Origin of the sequence: Vibrio penaeicida, assembly GCF_030689305.1 — a bacterium.
GTDB lineage: Bacteria > Pseudomonadota > Gammaproteobacteria > Enterobacterales > Vibrionaceae > Vibrio > Vibrio penaeicida_B.
Genome location: NZ_JAUYVM010000003.1, coordinates 117,372 through 139,693, shown reverse-complemented (window position 1 = coordinate 139,693; position 22,322 = coordinate 117,372). Strand labels below are relative to the sequence as shown.

Here is a 22,322-nt window from a genome sequence, read left to right as displayed (position 1 = left end):
TTTTCTAGTCCATTTAAGCCACCGTGTATTACGGTGGCTATTCGATTCTAGAGTATGAATAATAATCTAGGATAAATCAGTATCTTGACTTAGTTCTTCGTCTAGTGATTCTTATAGTTGCGAAAGTAAATTCACATTATTATTTTTATTCCGCTTAGACATCCATCCGAGGTGTTTGTTAGATATCTTTGTATCACCAAATAACATCTCATTCTCTAAATAGTATACCCCTGATATATCAATCCATGTACTTTTCTGAGATGTGCCAAGAACTTGTTTTTCTCCCAAAACTGTCCAAATTATTTTCAGATTATTTTCAGATAGGTAATTATTTAAAGGCTTTTTGTTAACTAAAAGTTCAGAACGATCAACACCAAACATATGAGGATCAAAACAAGAAAATTCACCTTTGTTATCTTTGTATCCTCCAGGCACATTTGAAATATTTAGGTTCATTGCGTTAAACATTTCAGTTCTTGGACCATAAAGTGACGTGTGTTCGGATCCTTCCCAACGTTGTTTTTCGGCTGTAGGTAGAACACTTGCGATTATAGAACTATCAGAAAAATTAGATCTATCCTGTCTGATAGGTTGCCAGCGAGGTTCGTCTGATCTAAGCATTGCATCTTTATATGCGGGAGACCAGTAATGTTCCTTACAAAAAACGGAATAACTTTCATGACTTTCTGGCATCCATCGTCCCATGAAGTCTCTACCTACTAACCATGCTTTTAGTTCGTCATATTCAGATGACTTAACAAAGTAACTACGTATTTGATACCATAGACTTTGTCCAGAACCATTGCGGTCTTCTATTCCGAATTCCTCTGGTTGTTTCCAAGAATAATCTGACTCTAGTGAAAAATATCCATTTTTCGCAATCATGTTGATTGGATTTGGTAAATTTGCTCGGGAGACCAACCACAAATCATCTTTATCTCCCCAATCATCGTATTCAACTTCTGGGAGAGTAATAGACATAGTTTCATCATTGTAAGCCAAGGGGAGGTTGGTTGGATCTATATTTCGAATTGAGTTTTGCCAAGGGCCTTGATAGTACTCATTATAAGTTTCTTCATTGCCCTTAAGGCAATGGTTATCGGCAAACCTTGCTACTACTTCGTACATTGATAACCATTGATATTTCTTGCCTATCCGCTCGACGCTTTTTTCAAAACGATTTCCGCTTGGGATTCTACTATCAAATTCGCCGTGAATTTCAACATTATACCCAAACTTTTCGAAAATAAGTTTGCAGGCGTAGTTACTCAAAGGGTTCACATCGACTTTTGTCCACAAATGGAACGAGGATTCAAATGTATATCGACCAAAATCACCATAACCACAGGTGCCTCTTCCATATTCCGTAACCATTGAGTTTAATATCGTATTTTGAGACCAATAATAATCCTTAAACCCGTCTAATTCGTGATCAAATTTATAGTTATCGGTCTCGGCATCGCTTGGGAAACTAGTAGGTAAAGCTGCGTTATAAGGAGGTCTAATTACGTTGATATCCGCTAAGTGTACTTCATCAAAAAAATATGCAAACTCAACGATGTTTCGTGCATAGTCTCTGACCAACACGTTAGGGTATACTTCGTCCTGTTGGAATATCTCGCTTACAATATATTCGGATAGTTCCGTAAGACCACTTCTATTAGTAGAGTTGACAGTTGATCCATACACAGCCGCAAGTATACGTTCGTGCACATATGGGTCATCTATATACTTGAATGAAGTCAGAAGACTGATGGATATGTTGAGCCTATTAACTAGTAAAATGCTTAGTGCTTTTGTGGCATTGTCTCTTAATTCTATATCTGTAGTTGTAAATAGCCAACTTATCGCCTTAGCTATTAATAAAAGTGATTCGTCGCTTATTTGTTTGTGCGTATCACTCTGCATAATCCAATTAAGCAAACGACCAATACCGAAATCTCTTCTATATTGTCCTATTAAAAGAACTGTCCAATTAGCATCTCGTTCTGCCATAGGTATGGAGCTTAAGTGCTTGTGAAGTATTTCTGCATTATAAGGGTGGTTAATGTCACCAGAAATTGAATAAAGAAAGTCTAAAAAGGATTGTAAAAAAGCTTCATTTTTTAATACGACATGTTTAATAAATGAATTGGTTTTATTGCTTAAAGTTGAGGTGGCTCTCCAGTAAAGACTATAAATAAATGCATTGACTATCGGGTGACAATATCTGTGATCTTTATCTACCATTTCAAAAAGTTCTACATCAAACTTTTCTGGAATTAATATAGAGAGTGCTTCAATAATCCCTTGGTATTTATAGTGTTTTTTAATTAGAAAACTTAAATCACCACCTGACTTAAACACATGATAAAGATTTTCTTTTGATATCTTTCTTTCTGACAAAAGTTCAGCAGTGTAATGATCATCTAGTCTTTCATATGAAAAGTATACTCCTTCATCATCATCACCATTTTCAAGAAAGTATAGATTTTTTGACAATATCCCCTCATTAACTAAGCTCTCAACTATACCCCTCTTACCACTATATCTATCAATAACCTTGTTGGCTATGTCACAAGCATCATCATATGGTATGTAAGTTGAATTATTATCAATTTTGTAATCAATAAACCCGTTGAGTATCTTTCTACAAACTTTTGCTGAAGATGGGTAATCATAATAATTATAACTTCCTAACTTTGTATCTATATTATCAACATAGTACCTTAATATGCTTGAAATCCCATCATAACCTTCAGGTATATGAGTTAAGTGTCGTTTAGATAAGCCTTCACAGAATAGTTTTAGAAATAAGGGGTTAGAGAACTCTGTATTTAATTTTGGTATTTTAGGTAAATTTATTTTGTAGTAACGGAAGAATTTTTTTATAGCTTCATGTTCAATTCCAGAAAATCCATGGTGACTCACTTCAAAAATATTAGAATCTTTTCGGATATGATTTGGAATTATTTTTGATATATATGTGTCACGGACAGTTAATACGATAGCTAACCAAGGATACTCCTTGAAGTCATTCACAAATGATGCAATAGTTTCAGACCAAAATAATCTTCCTTTTCCTTCATTTATGGCATCAATAGCAAACAAAACTCGTTGGTTATTTTCTTCACCTATTTCATTGAGACATTCTAATAATTCACGTTCACTACAATCTAACCTTAAGAGGTCATTTACTATTTGCGACCATGGAGACTTATCAGTTGTAAAGTGTTGACCTAATAGAAATATAGAAGGAAATCCATTTTTCCTTAATATATTAGCGGCATCAGCCAGAATGTGTGATTTTCCTGTTCCCGCTTTACCCCCAATCAATAAATATGGTTTATTCGAAAGCTTTGTGTTGATGTCAGGGTTTTCAATGAATCTCATGAATGAAGATGAAGCGTTAATGTCTTCATCGATTTTAGATGTATCTAACTCTTGTTTAGAACGAAGGGATTTTAATTTAATTAAGATGTTATTTATAATTTCCGCGCAATTTCTCACTTCTTTTAGATCTAATTTTAATTCTCTTCGTTCAATGTAACCTTTATATACTTCTTTTATTTCATTTCTACTTTTAGATATCTTAGATGCAATTTCCAAAATGTCATTTCGACATAAATCTGGGTAGTCATGTTCCCTTGACGCGAGAAGGTTTTCAATTGTTTCATTTAAACTAATAAGGTAATTATGAAAAATTCTTTTTGAATAGGTATAGTAATCAGTATGCTTGATTGTAGCATTAATGTAATGTGATGTTTCAACTTTTACATTTACTTCGGGTGTGTACCTTGGGCCTAGGTCAAGAATATTTTTATCAACGTGTTTTTCAAACCATTCATTATTCAGTATGTTACGTAGAGGGTGCTGTATTGATTTTTTCTTGTCTAGTACTTTAATGCCTTCTTTTTCAATTAAACTTCTAAAATACTTTATAGATAATCCAGTAAGCTCCTTTGACTCACCATTTTCAACTAGTTCCTGATTTATTATCCCTGAAATGCCACCATTTATCACAATTGGTGCTCCAGAATACCCTGCATATGTTGATAATTTTTTGCAGTGCTCTAGTTCAAGATCAATCTTGTTATTCCTAGGTGTGAGTAATTGTTGGTTTATTATATTTCTATCATCATCTATAATATTGTCACCATTTGATCTTTTGGATGAAGGATATCCTCTAGATGACCACTTAGTGCCTTGTGAAATTTCTGAGTAATCGATGAATTTAATATTTCCAATTGAAATTTCATTTTCTTCCAAGGTCAATAGTGCTATGTCCAGTCTTTTATATTCTTCGGTTGTTTCAAGGCTAAATTTTACTTTAGTATTACAACCATTGATATTTAGATAAATATCTTCATCTTCATGTTCGGTAACAACATGATAAGCTGTTAATGCTTTGTTTTTACTTATTAAAAAAGCTGTCCCTTCTTTGCTTCCACATATTACCTTGAATACAATATCATCAATTTTCATTTTTCTGTCCGATAAAAAATTCATTTGTTGTTATAATGTTAAATTTTGCACTGGTATCTGGCAAATTACTTCTGAAATTATCTAGTTTTTCATGGTGATAATTTGTTATTATTTCTGCGTCTGAATTAACAGAAACTATTTTTGCTATTGTTGCTAGATTTGGATGGTTATATTTACCATTGGTAGAGATAAGATATTTTTGACATGATATTAATTTCAGCAATCTATTTGATATGTTATTATTGCTTCCGTGGTGAGATAACTTAACCAAGTCAAAATTTAATTCGTAGCCAGTTTCTTCTAAGGACTTAAGTTCATCGTATATATTGTCTTCGTGAGCATCACCAAGGAAAAGTAGTTTATTATCCTTATGTTCAAGGATAAATGCTATGGAAGAACCATTAGTTACAGAACCATCTCTGCCCTTTAAATTTATTAGTTCTTTAAACGCGAGGTTTTCGTTATTATTTGATATGTCATTAATTTCTGATGTTATCTCGCAATTTTTAATATATAATTCAAAGGCATCATCAAAGATTTTATCATCGTTAAGCGTGAAGTCATATTTCTCCGATTCCAATTTATGCTTCCATTTTTTCTCCAATTTCCCAAGCTTTTTTTCGTTAGGCGATACAATTCTAATTTTTGCTTTTGATGAGATGTCAACGAAATTAGGTGAGTTACGTATAGCTTTACCTTTTAAACTTTCATTCCATGAGTATGAATATCTATAGAGTAGACTAGCTAATGTGATACCTTCATCTATAGCGACGTCGTTCAAACCATGCTTATCATCACTACAAATGTTCTGACTACAGATTTGTTTTAAGGTATTAGTTTCATCTCTATCTAGCTCATAGTCAGCTCTATCGAACTGCATATGTCTATAAGAGTTATGCCAAACCTCCCTAACGGGAATGATATTTGAATTTTCTTTATTATCTTTTATGAATTCCAGCACGCCTGATATATGGTCGTTATCTACGTGAGTAACCACTAACAGATCTATAGTCTTTCCATATGAATTTAATTTTAACAAATCTTTCTTGATATGCTTGCTATAGGTATCAGCAGGCCCCATATCAATCAGTACATTTAAATTCTCGTTGTCGGCGCTGACTAGCAACGCATCTCCTTCCTTTGCAGGGTATGTTTTAATTTTTATCATTAGGTCAACCTACGTAAGTCGTTAATAATTTTGGAAAAGTCCCTAGTTTTTCAGACCATATTGTAATTCAATCGCAAGTGAACTTTGTAGTATTCGATTCAAAGAAAGTGATGAGCGCTTACATTAACATTAGATACATAGAGGTAGTAAGTTAACGTCAGACTTTTGTTTTTGACCAAATATGGGCACAAATTTTCCATGAGTGTGTGTGGTTAAGCTATTGTTACGGCTACTCTTCAATCAACGACTTGCTAATTGATCGTCTCAGGGTTGCATTGGAAAAACTAAGGCGATGTAGCAGTTCTTGCGTGTTACCACGCATAATTTTTTATATCAAAACTAGCTGAATATCTATAACGTTTATCGGACGTAACAAGCATTGGGGCATAACTGAGCTAACCAATACAGCTAGCTCAGATTACCTTGGCTATTACAAACCCTAGTCAGTTTGCCAACTCCACTACACACGTACAAAATGCTTAAATATGAAGACCTATCTAGCTTTCTTACTCTTAAATTACACCCATAACCAAATATTATCATTTAAATAAATATTGATAATTTTAACTAATTCACCCTTCCCCATATACTCCCTTCTATCGAAATAGAGCCGCAAAATTAACGGTACTGGGAGCAAATTATGAAAATGAATCACGTTGGTATCATGGTTGGTGATATGGACAAAGCGGTTGAGTTTTATACTAAAGCGCTAGGTCTTCGTATTGTAATGAACAACACTAAAGTGATTGAAGAACGCGAGTCTGCGATTGGACGTATGTGTATTGAGGTATTCGGTAAAGGTTTTAAAGGCTTTAACATCGCCCACCTAGTAACAACAGATGGTATCGGTGTTGAACTGTTCGAGATGAAAGATCGTCAAGAACGTCATGAAGTAGACTTCTCTCGCCTAGGTATCTTCCACTTCTGCTTGCAGCTACCTAAAGAGCAGTTTGATACTGCAATCAAGCGTGTTGAAGAGTATGGCGGAAAAGTTCGTATGGACATCATGCGTTACCACCCAGAAGACGAGCTAAAGCAAGCACAAATGGTTTATCTGGAAGACCCGTTTGGCAACTTGTTCGAGTTCTACTCACACTCTTACGAAGACACTTACGCTTCAGACTATGAATAAGTAAACACGTAAAGCAAAAGGTTGGCTGTTATGCCAACCTTTTTGTGTTCATTCCTAGGTAAGATCTAGCCAGAACCATTACATATAAGGGTATAACGCAAATATCTTCTGAATAGTGGTTCTTAACTCACTTCACCCATATCAAATGAGTTCTCAATAACTTTAATGACTTGCTCATAACGCTTAGCAAGTGGTGAATTAAGTTTGCTAACCAAGTACACAGGCTCTTGCCTCTCTGCGGTAATATTGAATATTTTTAACTGTTCTTTGGCGGCGAATAAGTCGACACACCATCGAGGAACCACTGTAAAACCAATGCCCTTCGCTATAGGGACTAATATTTGATGCACTTGGTTAATGTAGCTTTGTGTAGAAACCTCATCCAAATCGACCAAACGAAGCAAATCGTTATTGGCTTGATTAACATAAGTTTGGAAATAGTGAGCCAGATCGGGGTGACGAACTACGCCTAACTCCATTAATAATTCATTGATAGGCAAGCTTTCGTCTGCGGAAAGCGGTAGTACAAGAGCAAGACACTCCGCACCAATAACACGGCTCGAAAAGTATTTGGGATTGGGTTCTTTTGTTACTAGACCTATATCCAATTTTCCCTGCAGTATCTGCTCAAAGATACGTTGGTTTGGTGTGGCTTCTAACTCAATGGATAAGTCTGGATAACTCGCTTGCAAAGAAAGTAAATCTGAATAGATCAACCAAGCGAAAGTGCCCGAACAGCCAATGGTACAGCGGCCTCGGAAAGGTTCGTCGTGTGCCAGATTCTGTAATAAATCAAACTCTTCTTCAAAGTGTTTGACGGCATAGTCGTAAACTTTACGCCCATAGATGGTTAACTCAAACTTCTTGTTAAATCTCTTTATTAGGGGATAACCGCATGCAGCTTCTAGTTTATTGATGTGCTGGCTTACCCCAGGTTGCGTCATGTGGAGCAACTCGGCCGTTTTGGTGAAATGTCCGACATCGACTAGTGTTTTAAAAGTGTTAAGCCAAATAGGATTGAGCATGGTTAGAAACCAATAATTATTAATAAATACGTTTTCAATAAATACTGATTATATCGAAAGCCACCCTTTGTGTCCCTATCGTTCAGAGAACGACATCTCAGGTATACCGCTAGGCTCTATATCAATATTCGTTATATAAAGCCTTAGGTTCTCACTCTAAACTCCATTCACTTTCTTTGATAACCGGACTCGCGCTTTTTCTGTATATCGTAACTGATTAGCTTATCTACGTTTTTTAGCTGAACCCCAACCTTGTTAAACGCCTTTTGGATAGCTGTTGAAACATGAAGCTGCCCTTCTCCCATTAAAAAGTTCGCTCTATCTTGAATAGTGTCGAATACGCAGACGATTTTTAAGCTCTGTGGAAAAGAAGAGTATTTGACCGTATGAGTCACCCAAAGAAAACCGTCGTAGCCTTTTAGCGTATCTTCACAAACTTCGGTTAACACCTCTCTAATTTGATTTTCGATCTTCTTATCTGATTTACGCATAAAGCAAACTTCCTATTTAACATCTTTAAAAAAGTTTTTGGTCAACATTGTCTTAAACAGTATCGGGCACTGTGGCTATTTCAAATGCAGAGCAGTGATAGTAACACTTGATAAACTTACCGTGTGATATTGGTAATGGGTGAGTAAGCCAAACAAGAGAATTTGAGATTGAAGTTTGTCGATTTTTAGCTGAAAAGGGGGGCAAATACGAGTGAGGCAAACCGTAGATAGGGTTTCGTTGCTTAAAATTGGAATGGGAAAGGAGGCTGATGCCTCCTTTTTATGAGAAATGTCTTGCTATCAAAAGCTTAAATTAAATAGGCAGATAATGGAGAACTACCCCATAAACCGCAATAGCAAATAAGCTGGCAACTGTCTCTATTGAAATTCTAGCAGCACTGGTTCCCGTGCCTAAATAAGATGTTTCTAAAACAATGATATTAGCAGCAGGCGGAAGGAGGCATATCAAGAAAAGCCATAACATCTGCTCGCTCATTATGTGTGTGTCAAATTGTGAGTAGGTAACCATTACCATCAATAACGCCACTCCCAATATGAGAATACGAAAAAGATAAGTTTTGGTGTAAGTCAAAGCGTCGCAACGTTTTAAAGTAGTCTCCGATAACCAAATACCTAGTACCATCATCCCTAGAAAACTCATGAGAAATTTGCTTACCTGATAAATTGAACCAGCGTAACTTTCAACCCAATGATTAAAGGGGATGAGCAAACAGCCAACAACAAGTGCAACGACAGGAGGCGACCTAAATATCGTTATAAAAGAGCGCTGAGTTTTAGAAAGGAAGTTAGCTCCAATAGAATTGCCAAAAATTGAACTACCAATGTAGACCGCCAATACAAATCTAGCTGCCTCTTCCCCAAACAGCGTATGGGCAATGGGTAACCCCAACCAACCTATGTTCAAATAACAAAAACATAGACTCCGCACCGCATCTTTTCCGAAACGTTGTTGACCAAAAAATAATATTAAGGTGATAACAAAAGTCAGCACAATCACCCACACCATTTGTTCTAAGTGGAGTGAGATATTCCAAATGATGACCAATGGGATAACCAATTTAGTCAAAATTTGGGATGCTATCGCTTTAAGGTTCAGACGCGTTTTCCCGACGCAGAAGCCAACAAGTAGATAAATAAATGGCATAAATGACATCATGAATAATGGGTCTCTTTACTTAATTCTTCTTTGATGGTGATGCGTTTTAACCACTGATGTGCCCACTTTTCAGAGCATTGAGCGTTAAACCAATAAGCATTTGTGGAGAATAGAACCCCTCGGTTGAGTGGACCTATATTGTATAGCCCTTCAATAGCTTTACCATCAGCAATTATCTCAAACGTCTTAGGATTGATGACGAGTCCTCCACAAGGGTGGGCTTCTGCATATCCCTGTTTAAACATTTGTTGTAAAAGTCGACTCTCCGTATTTTTTAATACTGTATTGCCTCCAGTTCCATCCCACAAAGAATCCGAAACTAGTGTTCCATTCGTTGTTGAAACTTCAAATACTCCATTCTTATGGAGCGGAGTTGATAATGCTTTGTAAAACTGTAATTTGTGATCTTTTACAGCACCTCCCAATTGAGAGAACGAATCGATAGGAATTGGGTGGCGCCACGCAGACCATAATGCACCAAAGCGACGCATAAACTCTGATTTTTCACTAAGAGGCATAGCTTTCCAAAGTTTGTGGAACCAGTAACGTGTAGATACCAAGACATCTTGCCATGGTAAGTCCCCGTTTAAGGCTCTAGTTTTTAAGTAATCAAAGTATTCTGCTTGCTTCCCAGAATGTAAAAGTCGAGTTGCGTACCTAAATTCCGAATTTCCCTTAAGTGCTCTATGTTCCGCTAGAAGCAGTTTCATAAACGCTTTCAGCGGCGATAAATGATTCTCGCGAACAAGCGCATTCCAACTGAGGTGCTTGGGTACATATTGATTACTTTCGCTCAAGCAGGTAGGCGCTAGACCACTGCGAGAAAACATCTTTACTGTTGCTTGCTGTTTCTTAGCAATGTGCCGAAATGCGTCGACGGCCGTGAGCCCTGATCCAGCAACAAGAATATGATTACTTGGAACTCGCTCAAACTCAGAGTGATGCTTTATAAAGCCATGATTACCATAAAATTCTGTAAAATTCTGAGCATTAATAGATCCTAGACATAAGACCACTTCATGAGCGCAGATAGTCTTCCCATCCTCTAGAGTCAAGATAAATCGCCCACCCTCTTTAATCAGACCAACAACATCAGACATAAATTCTTTAGAGTGGATGAGATTTGCTGCTTTAATATCATCGTATATATATTCCAAATACTTCGCAAAAGTCACTCGTGTTGGCCACTGGGGCGCCGCGTTAGTTTGTTCCGTCAACCAGCGGCTGAAACTGTTTGGTTCTAATGCAGAGGCTGACATTAGTTCAGGTGGAGTATTAACTATATGAGCAGGAGCAGCATCTCCAAAAGCTTTACCTTTTACAAAACTAGAACTTGAGTTGAATATAGCAACTGAAGGAGTTAAATGACGTTTGGTGAACAGTTCGTTTTGCATTTCATTCAAAAGACCAACTCCGGTCGCTCCAAACCCAACAATTGCAATATCATACATTTCCATTTGTACCTCATAAATAACAAGCATTTAGTTACAGAGGCTGCATTTTATAAAAACCAACCATATATGCAATTAGTTTTTATAAAACAGGTTTTATTTTGCTAGATTTAGAAGACTTCATTCTCGTCAATGTTTATTGGCTTACGGTAAATAGAATTAACTTAGACTAATGTTTTCGTCGTCACAACGTTCCATCACACCACATAAACAAAAGGAGGCAATTGCCTCCTTGTTACATTACGGTTTGGGTACCACGCGAATCGATAAATACTCATCTTCTGGGATTGATTGAGCGAGGCGTTGAATGTCTTCTACTGTGATCGATTTTAAAGCGTCTATGTAAAGCACTTCATTTTCCACTAACGCAGGTTGAGATTGAGCAACCGACGCTACATTGGACCAATATTGGTTGTATTGTGGCTTTTGCGCCAATGTCTCAAGAATCGGTGCTTTTGCTCGTTCTAGCTCTTCTTGGCTAATGGGTGCTTTTTGGAGCGCTTGCCAAATTTGTTGATATACGGCTTCTACTTTCTCAACATCTTTCAATGCGGTGCGGCTTTCGATATTGATATAGCCAAAGTCTTTTAACCAATTCGATTGTTCTAGGTACACACTTGGGCTGTAAGCCACTCCCATTTTCTCACGTATAGTTTCGGTCACCTTGCTTTGAAGGACACTATGAAGAACACTGTGTCGAATGTTTCGCAATGGATCTGAACCATCAGAGACCTTCCAGTATGCCGAAACAATGGCATTTTCTGCATCGCCAGTATGGAAAAGTGTCACTGGCTCCGTTTTGAATGCAGGCAGAGATAGAGTGAATGGCTTGGCAGGCGCTTGCGCGTTTATGTCTAGCGCACCAAAGGTATTCGCTACATAGTGAACGGCCTGTTCCAAACTAATATCACCAACTAAAGAAATCTCGACTGGCCCCTTCTGAATGGCTTTGTCGAGCACAGATTTCGCGTCTTTGATGCTTAAACGACGAACTTGCTCAAGCGAGTGAACACTCCATCGGCTATCGCCACCATGGAGAAGGGCAGAAGATTGTCTACCCAGTACGCTGCTCGGTTCGCTTTCGTAGCTGGCAAGAAAATCAGCATACTGGCGCACTGCTGAGTCCCAGCCTTCTTTGCGATACCCATTATCGGTCAGTAATGCCGCACTAAAACGCAGTTGATCGAATACATCTAATGAGTCCAGCGCAACTTCGCTAACAAAACTATTGTATTGAGCTTTAAGCGAAGCAGAAAGGGAGCGGCCGCCAAACATCTCTTGGAGTTCATCCATGGTGTGCTTGTTTACGCCACTCAATACCATTGCGGGTGCAAATACACTCGCCATTGGCGCGTCATGTTCATTAAGCCCTAACACCCCCTGCCCAAAATTAATGGTGAGGTATACGGTGTTTATTTCTAAATCCGTTGGCTTCACATTCAGCATCACACCATTCTCAAATTGATAGCGCTTTATATCACCAAATTGAGTGGGTTTGAGTTCGGTAACCTTACCAGCGGGGCCAAAGTCGGTATAAGCAAAAGCTTGGCTTTCTTGCTCTTTGTAAGGTTCCACCTTTTCTTGTTGCATCGCTTGGTATGCGTCTAGTATTTGCTTATTGATGTTGGAAGGGGCGCTTCGATCATCCAGATACAAGCGCGCTGCGCTGTCAGACCAGTGGGTTTGGAATGCGCGGTTTACGGACTCGACCGTGAGTTGCGATTTCATCTCTGCAAACAATTGGCGTACCGTCCGTTCAGACACCAAAGGTTCACCAGAGTCCAAAGCGTTCACCACGCGGTTAGACAGAGTGGTGTTATGGGTGCTGAAACGCTGTTCTTCTTCATTCTCAAGCGCACCCTCATACGACTCGATCTGACGTTGAATCTCTCGTTCACTGAACCCAAATGTTGTGGCTTGCTTAAGGGTATGATTCAAGGTTTGAAGCCCGTGTTGCCACCCTCCTTCATCGGTGATCACCGACAGGTTGCGAATGCGGACGACACCAGATTGCCCTTCCAATGACGCACCAGGGTATCGAAGTTTGCCATCTGCGTCGTTTCGCTCCACTGTCTTTTTAAGGCGGTGATTGAATGCTCTCAAAGCGATGATTTCATTCAGGTACTCAAGATGCTGTTTTTTCCCATATGGCGCATTGTCTCTTGGGGAGATGAAGTTGAGCCCAATAACGATATAGCGATTTTTTGGGTCAATGTTGGCGTACGCTTCCGTTTTTTTAGGTAAGGAATAGGTAATGGTTGGGTCCACAATCGCTTGCCCTGACGATTTTGGTTGCCAGCTTGCAAAGTGCTCTTGGACTTTTTTCATCATTTGATGTTGGTGGATTGCACCAGATACAACCAATGTGGTGTGTTCAGGGCGGTAGTAGCGTTTGTAGAATGACTTCAGCGAATCCCGATTTATCTTGTTTATGGAAGATTCAGTGCCGATGGGCAGTCGCTCATAAACATTTGAATCGCCCAATAGATATTGAATACGATTTATGTAGCGCTGCTGTTCTCGAGTTCCTCTAACTCGACGCTCCGCTTGGATAACACCTCGTTCACGTTCAATAGCGCTTGGTGATAGTGTCAACTCAGACGCCGTTTCGCGAAGTAAGAATAGTGCCGTTTCGATGGCTTCTGGTGTGGCTTTAGGTAAATCCAGCTCGTATGTGGTGTACCCCAAATCTGTCGAAGCATTGGTGTCGGCACCAAACGCAAGGCCGTGCTTTTCCAACATGGGGATCATTGCACCTTCTTCTACATGAGTAGATCCGTTAAACGCCATGTGTTCTAAAAAATGCGCTAGCCCTGAATAGGGTTGAGGATCTTGTTGAGAGCCTGCATCAATGTACATCTGTATCGACATACTTTGTTTTGGTAAGTCGTTGTCGATCATGATGACTCGCATGCCATTATCGAGCTTAGATAATTGAACAGTTTCGTCCGTGGGAATGTCGGTAGGCGTATACCACAAAGCGTCATTTTGTTGCGAGGAATGCGCAAAAAATGAACATGTCGCGAGTAGCAGCAAAGCGAAAGGCTTACTAGTTTGTGTAAACATAAATGTCATTTTCTAAGTATCTTTATTAATTATAAGAATAGGTCGACTGTGAAAATATCGATTGGTTCAATAGAAGTCGAGAGATTTACCCAGACATGAGCAACTATGAATAGAAATGAAAACTTATGAACAAAACAGCGCTTTTGTTTAGTTTAATGGAGAGCTTATTTATTTGATTCGGCATTCAATTTCGACATCCTTTTTTGCAGCTCCTTCTGAAGAAGTTTAGCGGCATAAGGCTTCATTGATTTCCACTTTTGGCATTCTTCTCGCGTTCTGCCGCATCCCAAACACCAGCCCTTGGTGCCCGAGAAATCGCACATATCAATACAGGGGCTTTTTCTCTTTTTCATTTCTTCAACCTGACCATCATTCGTTGGTGTTCTAACGCTTTCCATGCCCTAACGCTCTAAAACCATAAAGCTCTATAAACATAGGGCTCTAAAGCCAGAAAGCTCTATAAATATAAAGCTCTAAAGCCCTCAAACAGCTTGGGTATATCAGAGTTTAAGGAGTACTTGCTCGACGCTCTCTTCAAGAACTCGAAGACGATTAAACTCTTCGAATAAGCGCTGTTCTAGGTTTTTGAAATTCAGTGGCAATGTACGCTGACAAATACCATAACTGCTATCCGGCGTTTTATACCCTTTCCAGCTGTTTATGCGCTTTCCTTCCAGCTCCATAAATTGGCGAATAAACTCAGATTGTGACGGGCAATCCTCTTCAGCGTGCATGCATACAGGGAAAGATTTCTGCTTTATTTGGGGCGCTTCGATAAACGTTTCGAAATGGATCCCGCCCTGATTTTGATTAAACCAAGTCTGTTTGTAGAGCTGAAGATAGTCCCCGCGGTTATAAATGTCCCAATCGTCATCAAACCAACTTGCTTGTCGGAGCATTTTTTCTAAATTGCGGAACACACCTTTTGTATCTTTCATACCACTCGTTCTCGTTTACTACTTGGGTACAAATCCACCCAACACCTTTGTAACAATATAACATAACAATTAAAAGCATCAATAACGAAGCACAAAGGAGAGAATCCGCTCTATGTCCTGCACTTGTGATCACTCATTCGTTAGATCAGTGAATACGTGACGCCCATTCAGTTTGAACAAAAAGCAACCAAAAACAATTGACATCATCATTGTCAATATGACATTAATGATGTCATGAAAAAGACAAAAGAACTGTATGAATTGATATGGGCATCGCGTCCATTGATGCAAGCGGCTGAAGAGGTCGTAGAAAAGGGGCTGGCAGGAACTGGGTTGACGGTTCGAATGCGTGCTGTGCTTGAGATTCTTTATATTCATGGCGGGCTAACGGTGCCAGAAATAGCGCAACGGCTTGATATCAAGCGACAATATGTTCAGGTCATGGTGAACGACACAATTGCGTCTGGAAGCACTGAAAGAATCCCAAACCCTCGACACAAGCGTTCTAGCCTAATCACGTTAACGGAGTCGGGTCGAGATGTTATTTGTCAGGTAATACAACGGGAACGAGAACTGCTTGATGGTGTATCGAGCAACCTATGTGAAACCGATATTGCCTCTGCTCTATCACTTGTTAGGCATCTCACCAAAGAACTCCAAACCAAGAGTAAGGAAGAATAATGATAATACAATGGCTGATCGTTCTTCCTATTGTGGCTGCGTTGTTATGGCTTGCGAACGGTATACGCTTAATCGGAACCGTCAGTAAAGGTTATCCAATAGGTCATCGCCCCAATACCGCAGTATTAATGGTCGATCTTCAAACTGTGTTTTGGGATTCAGACCAATTCAGTGAAGACGATAAATTAAACGCTCAAACAGCGATCTTCGATGAAGTAAACAACGCAAAAGAGAATGGGCTTCCAATCATTGCGATACGACAAGAATGGTCTATTTTGTCAACACAAGTGTTGTCACGGTTAACAATGGGTGGGGCAGCTATTGCAGGAACGAAAGGGACTGAAGTCGCCGAGCCTTTCTCCGATCTATCAGATCATACCCTAGTAAAGCGTGTACAAGATTCATTTGAGACAGGCGAATTAGATAAACTGCTAGAAGAACTGCAAGTTGGCACACTCCGAATTGTTGGCTTAGATGCAAGATACTGCGTTGATAAAACCGCAAAGGCGGCTCTTGGGCGAGGTTATAACGTCGAACTTATTGAAAAGGCAATACTGGCTGCTGAACCCAAAAAGGGAAAAGAAGTGTTGAAAACCTTAGCTCAAAACGGCGCTGTATTAAGGTAGAACCAACACCGGTTTTGTTTTAGTCGCATCTTCAAACCGAAAACAGAGGCTCGCTTTTACTGAGGCAACAATCTACAGAGGCTATTATCTACAAAGTCTATCGCCTACAGAGGCAATCTGCTTGATTTGTCCGGTTTCATGGTGAGGCAATGTTCGGTGCTGCCCTGGTACCGAGTTGTTGAATACTGTACTTAAAATTTGGAGCGTATCTCCGTGCGACACCAGCAATATAACCGCGCCTTGATGAGATTCTTCCAATTCCAGTAGAAGGCTCCATGCTCGGTCGCAGACGCTTTGAGCACTTTCAACATCGTTGTCGGTCTGTGTTGAAGACTCTCCATCTTTTGCCCATACCTTTTCGTAGGTGTCTGAGCTTTTACCTTCCCACGTACCAAAAAAGCGTTCCCGTAACCGAACATCGACTTTCGAACTCGCAATACCGAGTGTACTTTTTACCGTTTCAGCAGTTTCAACCGTGCGTTTAAAGTCGGAATGCACCACCAGCGTAATGGGTTCGCCTGAATAGGCGTTGGCAGAAGTGATGGCTTGCTGCTTGCCAGTTTGCGTTAAACCATACTGAACGCAACCGATGGCTGGGTCACTGACCACAATACCTGCAACATTGGCTTCACTTTCTCCGTGACGCATCAAAAGGTATGTATTTCTAAATTCGAGCATTCCTTTCCCTTTTGTAAATGATTAAATGCGGACTGAGTCTGTTGTCCACTCAAAAAACAAAGCCTAAGTTACTCTTAAATAACAGCCAGTTAAACACATTAAACTGCTATTCCCTCTTAACCAAATGATCCTATTATTCGTGACGTTGTTATGAACACCTGATGTCATTTCCTTTAACTTACCCATTATTGAGCGTTTGATCAATAAATGAACAATAAAACGCTCGAATACTCATTATCTTTTGGATAAATGTTAAATCTATCATTATATTCAAACGAAAGTGGAGATATGAACAAATATGAATCACGACCCAAAAATCACGAAGAAAACCGATATCCGGCGCGAACTCATCATTGAAATGACTCAGCAGGAAGGGAATGTTTCTGTTGAAACTTTGGTAGAGGTGTTGGGCGTATCTGCTCAAACCATTCGACGAGACATCAACCACCTGTGTAACGACAATCGCCTCCGTAGGCGACATGGTGGCGTGGAGCGTTTCGAGCAACCTCTTAACACGCCTTACGATCAAAGAGCCATAACAAACCATAGCGAAAAGAGAGCAATTGCTATGGCAGCGGCAGACATGATCCCAAATGGTTCTACGCTTTTTATTTCCATCGGTTCTACACCAGCTATGGTCGCCGAAGCACTGCACGATAAAACCGGCTTAACGGTAATGACCAATAACTTAAATGCGGCAATGGCACTGAGCAGCGAGTTAACCAATCGCGTGATTCTTCCGGGTGGGGAATTACGCCTCCCTGACCGAGACATTTTGGGTGACGACGTCCTTACATTCTTCAACTCCTATCGAGCGGAGTTTGGCATTTTTGGTGTCGCTGGTGTATCGGAAGATGGGGGAATGTTGGATTTCCACGCATCCGAAGTACGTGTAAGGGAAGCCATTCGAACGCATTGTAAAACGTCTATTTTGGTGATGGACAGTACCAAACTCAGCAGAATCGCCCCTGCTGTCGGCGGCAGTATTTTTGATGTCGACCAAATCATAATGAATCAACATCCAAATGAAGATGTGTCTGCAATCAGTGAGCGTGTGGGCGACCGTCTTAAGCTAGTGGGAGGCATGTCATGAGCGAACAACCTTTTGTTGAATTCGACAACATTGGCAAGCGATGGAACGGTCAACTTGGCGTTGAAGGTATCTCGTTCAAAATTCCGGAAGGATCTTTTGTCGCCCTTCTTGGCCCATCGGGCTGTGGTAAGTCCACCACATTGCGTTTGCTTGCGGGGTTAGAAACACCCGATATCGGTCACATCGTTATCGATTCACGGGACGTGACAGAACTCGCCCCTGCTTCTCGAAATTTGTCGATGGTTTTCCAATCTTATGCCCTCTTTCCTCATCTTTCTGTGGCAGAAAACGTCATGTTTGGGATGAAAGTGCGCAAAGTGCCCAAGCAGGAGCGCGAAGAAAAGCTGAATAACGCGTTAGACATCACGGGGCTGATTGGCTACGAGCAAAGAAAACCAGGGGAATTGTCTGGCGGACAACGCCAGCGAGTCGCACTAGCCAGAGCGATTGTGGCAGGTCAGCCACTCTGTTTAATGGACGAGCCGCTGTCTAATTTGGATGCAAAGCTTAGAAACTCGGTTCGTAGAGACATTAAAAAGCTGCAACGAAAGCTGGGAATGACCGTGGTTTACGTTACTCACGACCAAACCGAAGCCATGAGCATGGCCGACATCATCATACTGATGAAAGACGGGCGAATCATGCAATCGGGTACCCCTCAAGAATTGTATAACGAACCCCAGAATACGTTTGCAGCAGAGTTTGTCGGCGCTCCGCCAATGGCATTGATTTCTGCATCCGCATTAAAGGGCTTTGAACATGCCCACACAGTGGGGATACGGACAGAAAACATACGCATTTCTGACATAGAACAAGATTCTGTGAGCAGTAACCATAACCACCTAACTTGTTCTGTCTCGGAATGCGAATATCTTGGCGTTGAAACCCACATTAGTTTAAACCACCCAGAAGCCAAAGGGTTGGTGGTTAAGTTGGACGGGCATACCTCGCTAAAAGAAGGAAGCACCGTGAATATCTCATTCGAAGATAGTGCGCTCCACCTATTTGATAGTAATGGGGACCGAATGTCCGACAAGGCATCGGCTCAGTAAATATCGGCCTCAGCTAAGTATGCTGAAGCTGTGTTAACGCTTGCTGTAAGCAGCTAATAAACCAATGGTGAAACTATGAAGTTCTCTACAGTCCTGGGATGGGTTTTAACTGGCATGGTCGCTGGTACGAGTCAGTCAGTCCTAGCCGAAACTGAGTTAAACATGTACTACCCGATAGCGGTCGGGGGGCCGTTAACCAAAGTAGTGGATAAGATGGTAACGGATTTCGAAGCTGAAAATCCGGATATCAAAGTGAATGCGATCTACTCCGGTAACTACGATGACACGCGAGTGCGAGCACTTTCTGCCTTAAACTCGGGTGAACCGGCTCAATTAGCTGTGATGTTTTCAATCGATGTGTATGACTTACTTGATCAAGACTTGATCACGCCTTTTGACGACATTATGAACGACAAAGAAGATCAAGCATGGTTAAACGACTTTTATCCAGCGCTGATGGAAAACGGCCAAGCTGAAGGACAAACATGGGGCATCCCATTTCAGCGTTCCACCATTGTGGCGTACTACAACAAAGACATGTTCCGCAAAGCTGGGTTGGATCCTGAAAAGCCACCAACATCATGGGAAGAGCTGGTCAAAATGGGGAAGGCTCTCACCAACGATGACACCTTTGGGTTGATGATTCCATCAACGGGTTATCCATACTGGATGTTCCAAGCCCTCGCGATTCAGAACGGTAAAAAGTTAATGTCGGACGACGGGTTAGAAACCTACTTCGATGATCCATCTGTTGTAGAAACGCTCAAGTTTTGGAAATCGCTGTCTGAAGAACACAAAATCATGCCTGAGGGCACAGTGGAATGGGGCACGTTACGTCAGGCATTCCTTGAAGGAAAAACAGCCATGATGTGGCACTCGACGGGCAACTTGTCTGCGGTGAAGAAATCAGCATCCTTTGATTTTGGCGTGGCCATGCTGCCGGGGAATGAACGTTTAGGTTCTCCTACTGGGGGCGGGAATTTCTACATCTTTAAAGACACAACGGATGAAGAAAAAGCGGCTTCTCTAAAACTGATCAAATTCATGACAGCCCCAGAACAAGCGGCGCATTGGTCTATCTCGACAGGCTATATGGGCGTATCAAAAAGTGCGTATGAAACGGAATCATTGAAAAAGTACGCGGTTTCTTTCCCACCAGCTTTGGTTGCACGTAATCAATTAGAACATGCGGTTGCCGAGTTTTCGACGTATGAAACGGCTCGTGTTCGTGAAGGGTTAAACAATGCGATTCAATCTGCGCTTACGGGAACCAAAACACCAGAAGCGGCATTGGAGCAGGCACAAAAATCTGCCAACAGACTCCTGAAACAATATCGCTAGTAATCGCGATAGCTAACAGAAACTCTCGTAAATGGTTGAATACTCAAACAACCTCAAGATACGAGTTTGGGTATAAGCACCAGCAATGTGTTGGCTGGTGCTTACTCCGCATCACTATAACTGAGTGTCGCTCCGCCAGGCATACAAGAAGTACGACCTAAACGAGCGCATTCGTAATGAACTATGCAGATCACTCTATGAATCAATACGCCGCAATGGAAAAACGTAGGCAGCACCTTTATGGGTGGTTTTTGCTGACGCCTGCCGCCATTTTGCTATCGCTGTTTGCTTTTTATCCTTCTATAGCGACATTTTGGTCCAGCTTGTTTTCCAAAGGAACCCGTCGAAAGCCGTCTGAGTTTTCTGGCTTAGAAAACTATGTCGATCTGTTTAACGACCCAACGTTTTGGATTGTGGTTAAGAACAACCTCTTTTACGCAGGTGTAACCATTCCTGCGTCCATCATTATCGCTTTAATAATGGCGCTATGGGCAAATTCAAAAATGTCAGCAACGGGCTTTATTCGGACGGCTTATTTCACGCCAACCGTTTTGCCAATGATTGCTGCAGCGAACTTATGGCTATTCTTTTACACACCACACTTGGGGATTTTGGACCAAATTGGAGCGTGGTTTGGTTTTGATTCAGTAAACTGGTTAGGTCGGCCAGACACCGCACTTTGGGCGGTCGTTATTGTGACTATCTGGAAAGAAGCCGGATTTTTCATGATTTTCTATCTAGCAGCGCTTCAAACCATTCCGACGGATTATAAAGAAGCTGCCGACATAGAGGGCACCAGCCGCTGGACATACACCAGGCGTATTGTGTTACCTCTTCTCATGCCAACGACGCTGTTCATTGTGGTGAATGCCATGATCAACTCCGTCAAGCTCATTGATCATCTGTTTATTCTCACCAAAGGGGGGCCGTCTGACGCCTCCAAGCTGATTCTTTACTACATCTGGGAAATGGCGTTTGCCTTCTTCGATGCACCTCACGCGGCGGCACTGACCGTTATGGTGTTGATTGTTTTGGGTATCGCGGCTGCGGTGCAATTTCTGTATCTCGATAGAAGGACACACTATCAATGAGCACGCATTCTCCAGCATTCGTCCCTAAACGCCTTTTTACAGACAAAATGGCGGATTTTCTCGACTCGTTTGGTGCGATTCTTCTGGCCATTGTATGGATATCGCCTTTGTTGTTCGCTTTTTTTGCGGCATTTCATACCACGTCCGATGCCGTAAATTTCAACCTGTTTTCAAGTTGGACACTGGAAAATTTCCGGTTCGCTTGGGAAGGCGCACCTTGGATACAGTACTTCATCAATACCTTTTGTCTGGTGACCATCGTATTGATTGGGCAATTTATCATTACCACCTTGGCGGGGTTTGCATTTGCGCAGATCTCTTTTCCGGGCAAAGATTTTGTTTTTATTTTGGTCTTGCTTCAGTTGTTTATTCTTCCTGAAGTCTTGATTGTCGAAAACTACGCCATTACATCGAAACTCGGGTTGTTTGATACGATCTTGGGTGTCGGTATGCCTTATATGGCCAGTGCATTCGGTATATTTTTGATGCGCCAGTCGTTCAAGTCTGTACCAGTAGAATTGCATGAAGCTGCAAGCGTCGAGGGGTGCTCTACTTTTGGCATTCTGATGAAGGTTTACGTGCCTTTAGCCAAACCCACTTACTTGGCATACGCACTCGTATCGGTTTCGACGCATTGGAACAATTTCTTGTGGCCACTTATCGTCACCAATTCCGATGATACTCGACCTCTAACCGTTGGGTTATCGATATTCGGTGCGCCTGAAAATGGGGTGGATATTTCGGTTATCTCAGCGGCGACCATGATGTCTATTGCGCCGTTACTTGTCGCATTCTTGATCTTCCAACGCCAGTTTGTTCAAGCATTCCTGCGTGCTGGGATTAAATAA

General features: G+C 41.0%; 18 protein-coding genes. 8 read left to right on the top strand and 10 right to left on the bottom strand.

What is annotated here, in order from left to right:
• Positions 1 to 111 precede the first annotated feature (111 nt).
• Positions 112 to 4,464, bottom strand: a complete 4,353-nt coding sequence (locus Q8W40_RS06600; RefSeq protein WP_305396419.1) for a trypsin-like peptidase domain-containing protein — start codon at positions 4,462 to 4,464, stop codon at positions 112 to 114.
• A complete protein-coding gene (locus Q8W40_RS06595) occupies positions 4,454 to 5,632 on the bottom strand; it encodes an MBL fold metallo-hydrolase (protein WP_305396418.1) in 1,179 nt (392 codons plus the stop codon). Before Q8W40_RS06595 ends, Q8W40_RS06600 begins: the two co-directional genes overlap by 11 nt.
• Positions 5,633 to 6,272: 640 nt before the next feature.
• On the opposite strand from Q8W40_RS06595, the gene Q8W40_RS06590 reads away from it, so the two are divergent.
• Positions 6,273 to 6,764, top strand: coding sequence for a VOC family protein (locus Q8W40_RS06590; RefSeq protein WP_305396417.1), 492 nt, complete (start codon positions 6,273 to 6,275; stop codon positions 6,762 to 6,764).
• A 122-nt stretch (positions 6,765 to 6,886) separates the two neighbouring features.
• On the opposite strand, the gene Q8W40_RS06585 is transcribed toward Q8W40_RS06590, so the two are convergent.
• From Q8W40_RS06585 to Q8W40_RS06555, 7 genes are all read right to left on the bottom strand, one after another.
• Positions 6,887 to 7,789, bottom strand: coding sequence for a LysR family transcriptional regulator (locus Q8W40_RS06585; RefSeq protein WP_305396416.1), 903 nt, complete (start codon positions 7,787 to 7,789; stop codon positions 6,887 to 6,889).
• Positions 7,790 to 7,956: 167 nt separating this feature from the next.
• Positions 7,957 to 8,280, bottom strand: a complete 324-nt coding sequence (locus tag Q8W40_RS06580) for a Fis family transcriptional regulator (RefSeq protein WP_104401193.1) — start codon at positions 8,278 to 8,280, stop codon at positions 7,957 to 7,959.
• 313 nt (positions 8,281 to 8,593) lie between these two features.
• A complete protein-coding gene (locus Q8W40_RS06575) occupies positions 8,594 to 9,457 on the bottom strand; it encodes a permease (RefSeq protein ID WP_305396415.1) in 864 nt (287 codons plus the stop codon).
• Positions 9,454 to 10,914, bottom strand: coding sequence for an FAD/NAD(P)-binding protein (locus Q8W40_RS06570; RefSeq protein WP_305396414.1), 1,461 nt, complete (start codon positions 10,912 to 10,914; stop codon positions 9,454 to 9,456). Before Q8W40_RS06570 ends, Q8W40_RS06575 begins: the two co-directional genes overlap by 4 nt.
• 234 nt (positions 10,915 to 11,148) lie before the next feature.
• On the bottom strand, positions 11,149 to 13,974 hold the full coding sequence (locus tag Q8W40_RS06565) for a M16 family metallopeptidase (RefSeq protein WP_305396413.1): 2,826 nt from the start codon (positions 13,972 to 13,974) through the stop codon (positions 11,149 to 11,151).
• Between the two features lie 164 nt (positions 13,975 to 14,138).
• Positions 14,139 to 14,327 carry a DUF1289 domain-containing protein gene (locus tag Q8W40_RS06560; protein ID WP_305396677.1) on the bottom strand — a complete coding sequence of 63 codons (189 nt, stop codon included), beginning with the start codon at positions 14,325 to 14,327 and terminating at the stop codon, positions 14,139 to 14,141.
• A gap of 147 nt (positions 14,328 to 14,474) precedes the next feature.
• On the bottom strand, positions 14,475 to 14,912 hold the full coding sequence (locus Q8W40_RS06555) for a hypothetical protein (RefSeq protein WP_305396412.1): 438 nt from the start codon (positions 14,910 to 14,912) through the stop codon (positions 14,475 to 14,477).
• Between the two features lie 234 nt (positions 14,913 to 15,146).
• Between Q8W40_RS06555 and Q8W40_RS06550 the strand changes: the two genes are divergently transcribed.
• Complete coding sequence (locus tag Q8W40_RS06550; protein WP_305396411.1) at positions 15,147 to 15,593, top strand: MarR family winged helix-turn-helix transcriptional regulator; 447 nt, start codon at positions 15,147 to 15,149, stop codon at positions 15,591 to 15,593.
• The gene (locus Q8W40_RS06545; RefSeq protein WP_305396410.1) at positions 15,593 to 16,219 is read left to right on the top strand and encodes an isochorismatase family protein; all 627 of its coding nucleotides are present in this window, start codon (positions 15,593 to 15,595) and stop codon (positions 16,217 to 16,219) included. The genes Q8W40_RS06550 and Q8W40_RS06545 overlap by 1 nt, the downstream gene beginning before the upstream one ends.
• Before the next feature lie 84 nt (positions 16,220 to 16,303).
• On the opposite strand, the gene Q8W40_RS06540 is transcribed toward Q8W40_RS06545, so the two are convergent.
• Positions 16,304 to 16,897 carry a histidine phosphatase family protein gene (locus Q8W40_RS06540; protein ID WP_305396409.1) on the bottom strand — a complete coding sequence of 198 codons (594 nt, stop codon included), beginning with the start codon at positions 16,895 to 16,897 and terminating at the stop codon, positions 16,304 to 16,306.
• A 298-nt stretch (positions 16,898 to 17,195) separates the two neighbouring features.
• Between Q8W40_RS06540 and Q8W40_RS06535 the strand changes: the two genes are divergently transcribed.
• The 5 genes from Q8W40_RS06535 to Q8W40_RS06515 all read left to right on the top strand — a co-directional run bounded on the left by Q8W40_RS06535 (position 17,196) and on the right by Q8W40_RS06515 (position 22,322).
• On the top strand, positions 17,196 to 17,990 hold the full coding sequence (locus Q8W40_RS06535) for a DeoR/GlpR family DNA-binding transcription regulator (protein ID WP_126608644.1): 795 nt from the start codon (positions 17,196 to 17,198) through the stop codon (positions 17,988 to 17,990).
• Positions 17,987 to 19,042, top strand: a complete 1,056-nt coding sequence (locus Q8W40_RS06530) for an ABC transporter ATP-binding protein (RefSeq protein WP_305396408.1) — start codon at positions 17,987 to 17,989, stop codon at positions 19,040 to 19,042. The genes Q8W40_RS06535 and Q8W40_RS06530 overlap by 4 nt, the downstream gene beginning before the upstream one ends.
• Before the next feature lie 75 nt (positions 19,043 to 19,117).
• Positions 19,118 to 20,383, top strand: coding sequence for an ABC transporter substrate-binding protein (locus Q8W40_RS06525; protein WP_305396407.1), 1,266 nt, complete (start codon positions 19,118 to 19,120; stop codon positions 20,381 to 20,383).
• 176 nt (positions 20,384 to 20,559) lie between these two features.
• On the top strand, positions 20,560 to 21,474 hold the full coding sequence (locus Q8W40_RS06520; RefSeq protein ID WP_237322296.1) for a carbohydrate ABC transporter permease: 915 nt from the start codon (positions 20,560 to 20,562) through the stop codon (positions 21,472 to 21,474).
• Complete coding sequence (locus Q8W40_RS06515) at positions 21,471 to 22,322, top strand: carbohydrate ABC transporter permease (protein WP_237322298.1); 852 nt, start codon at positions 21,471 to 21,473, stop codon at positions 22,320 to 22,322. The genes Q8W40_RS06520 and Q8W40_RS06515 overlap by 4 nt, the downstream gene beginning before the upstream one ends.

What these genes read in the sequence shown, in the direction of transcription:
- Q8W40_RS06600 (WP_305396419.1), bottom strand. Translation starts at nt 4,464, where the DNA reads ATGAAAATTGATGATATTGTATTCAAGGTAATATGTGGAAGCAAAGAA.
- Q8W40_RS06595 (WP_305396418.1), bottom strand. Translation starts at nt 5,632, where the DNA reads ATGATAAAAATTAAAACATACCCTGCAAAGGAAGGAGATGCGTTGCTA.
- Q8W40_RS06590 (WP_305396417.1), top strand. Translation starts at nt 6,273, where the DNA reads ATGAAAATGAATCACGTTGGTATCATGGTTGGTGATATGGACAAAGCG.
- Q8W40_RS06585 (WP_305396416.1), bottom strand. Translation starts at nt 7,789, where the DNA reads ATGCTCAATCCTATTTGGCTTAACACTTTTAAAACACTAGTCGATGTC.
- Q8W40_RS06580 (WP_104401193.1), bottom strand. Translation starts at nt 8,280, where the DNA reads ATGCGTAAATCAGATAAGAAGATCGAAAATCAAATTAGAGAGGTGTTA.
- Q8W40_RS06575 (WP_305396415.1), bottom strand. Translation starts at nt 9,457, where the DNA reads ATGATGTCATTTATGCCATTTATTTATCTACTTGTTGGCTTCTGCGTC.
- Q8W40_RS06570 (WP_305396414.1), bottom strand. Translation starts at nt 10,914, where the DNA reads ATGGAAATGTATGATATTGCAATTGTTGGGTTTGGAGCGACCGGAGTT.
- Q8W40_RS06565 (WP_305396413.1), bottom strand. Translation starts at nt 13,974, where the DNA reads ATGTTTACACAAACTAGTAAGCCTTTCGCTTTGCTGCTACTCGCGACA.
- Q8W40_RS06560 (WP_305396677.1), bottom strand. Translation starts at nt 14,327, where the DNA reads ATGAAAAAGAGAAAAAGCCCCTGTATTGATATGTGCGATTTCTCGGGC.
- Q8W40_RS06555 (WP_305396412.1), bottom strand. Translation starts at nt 14,912, where the DNA reads ATGAAAGATACAAAAGGTGTGTTCCGCAATTTAGAAAAAATGCTCCGA.
- Q8W40_RS06550 (WP_305396411.1), top strand. Translation starts at nt 15,147, where the DNA reads ATGAAAAAGACAAAAGAACTGTATGAATTGATATGGGCATCGCGTCCA.
- Q8W40_RS06545 (WP_305396410.1), top strand. Translation starts at nt 15,593, where the DNA reads ATGATAATACAATGGCTGATCGTTCTTCCTATTGTGGCTGCGTTGTTA.
- Q8W40_RS06540 (WP_305396409.1), bottom strand. Translation starts at nt 16,897, where the DNA reads ATGCTCGAATTTAGAAATACATACCTTTTGATGCGTCACGGAGAAAGT.
- Q8W40_RS06535 (WP_126608644.1), top strand. Translation starts at nt 17,196, where the DNA reads ATGAATCACGACCCAAAAATCACGAAGAAAACCGATATCCGGCGCGAA.
- Q8W40_RS06530 (WP_305396408.1), top strand. Translation starts at nt 17,987, where the DNA reads ATGAGCGAACAACCTTTTGTTGAATTCGACAACATTGGCAAGCGATGG.
- Q8W40_RS06525 (WP_305396407.1), top strand. Translation starts at nt 19,118, where the DNA reads ATGAAGTTCTCTACAGTCCTGGGATGGGTTTTAACTGGCATGGTCGCT.
- Q8W40_RS06520 (WP_237322296.1), top strand. Translation starts at nt 20,560, where the DNA reads ATGAACTATGCAGATCACTCTATGAATCAATACGCCGCAATGGAAAAA.
- Q8W40_RS06515 (WP_237322298.1), top strand. Translation starts at nt 21,471, where the DNA reads ATGAGCACGCATTCTCCAGCATTCGTCCCTAAACGCCTTTTTACAGAC.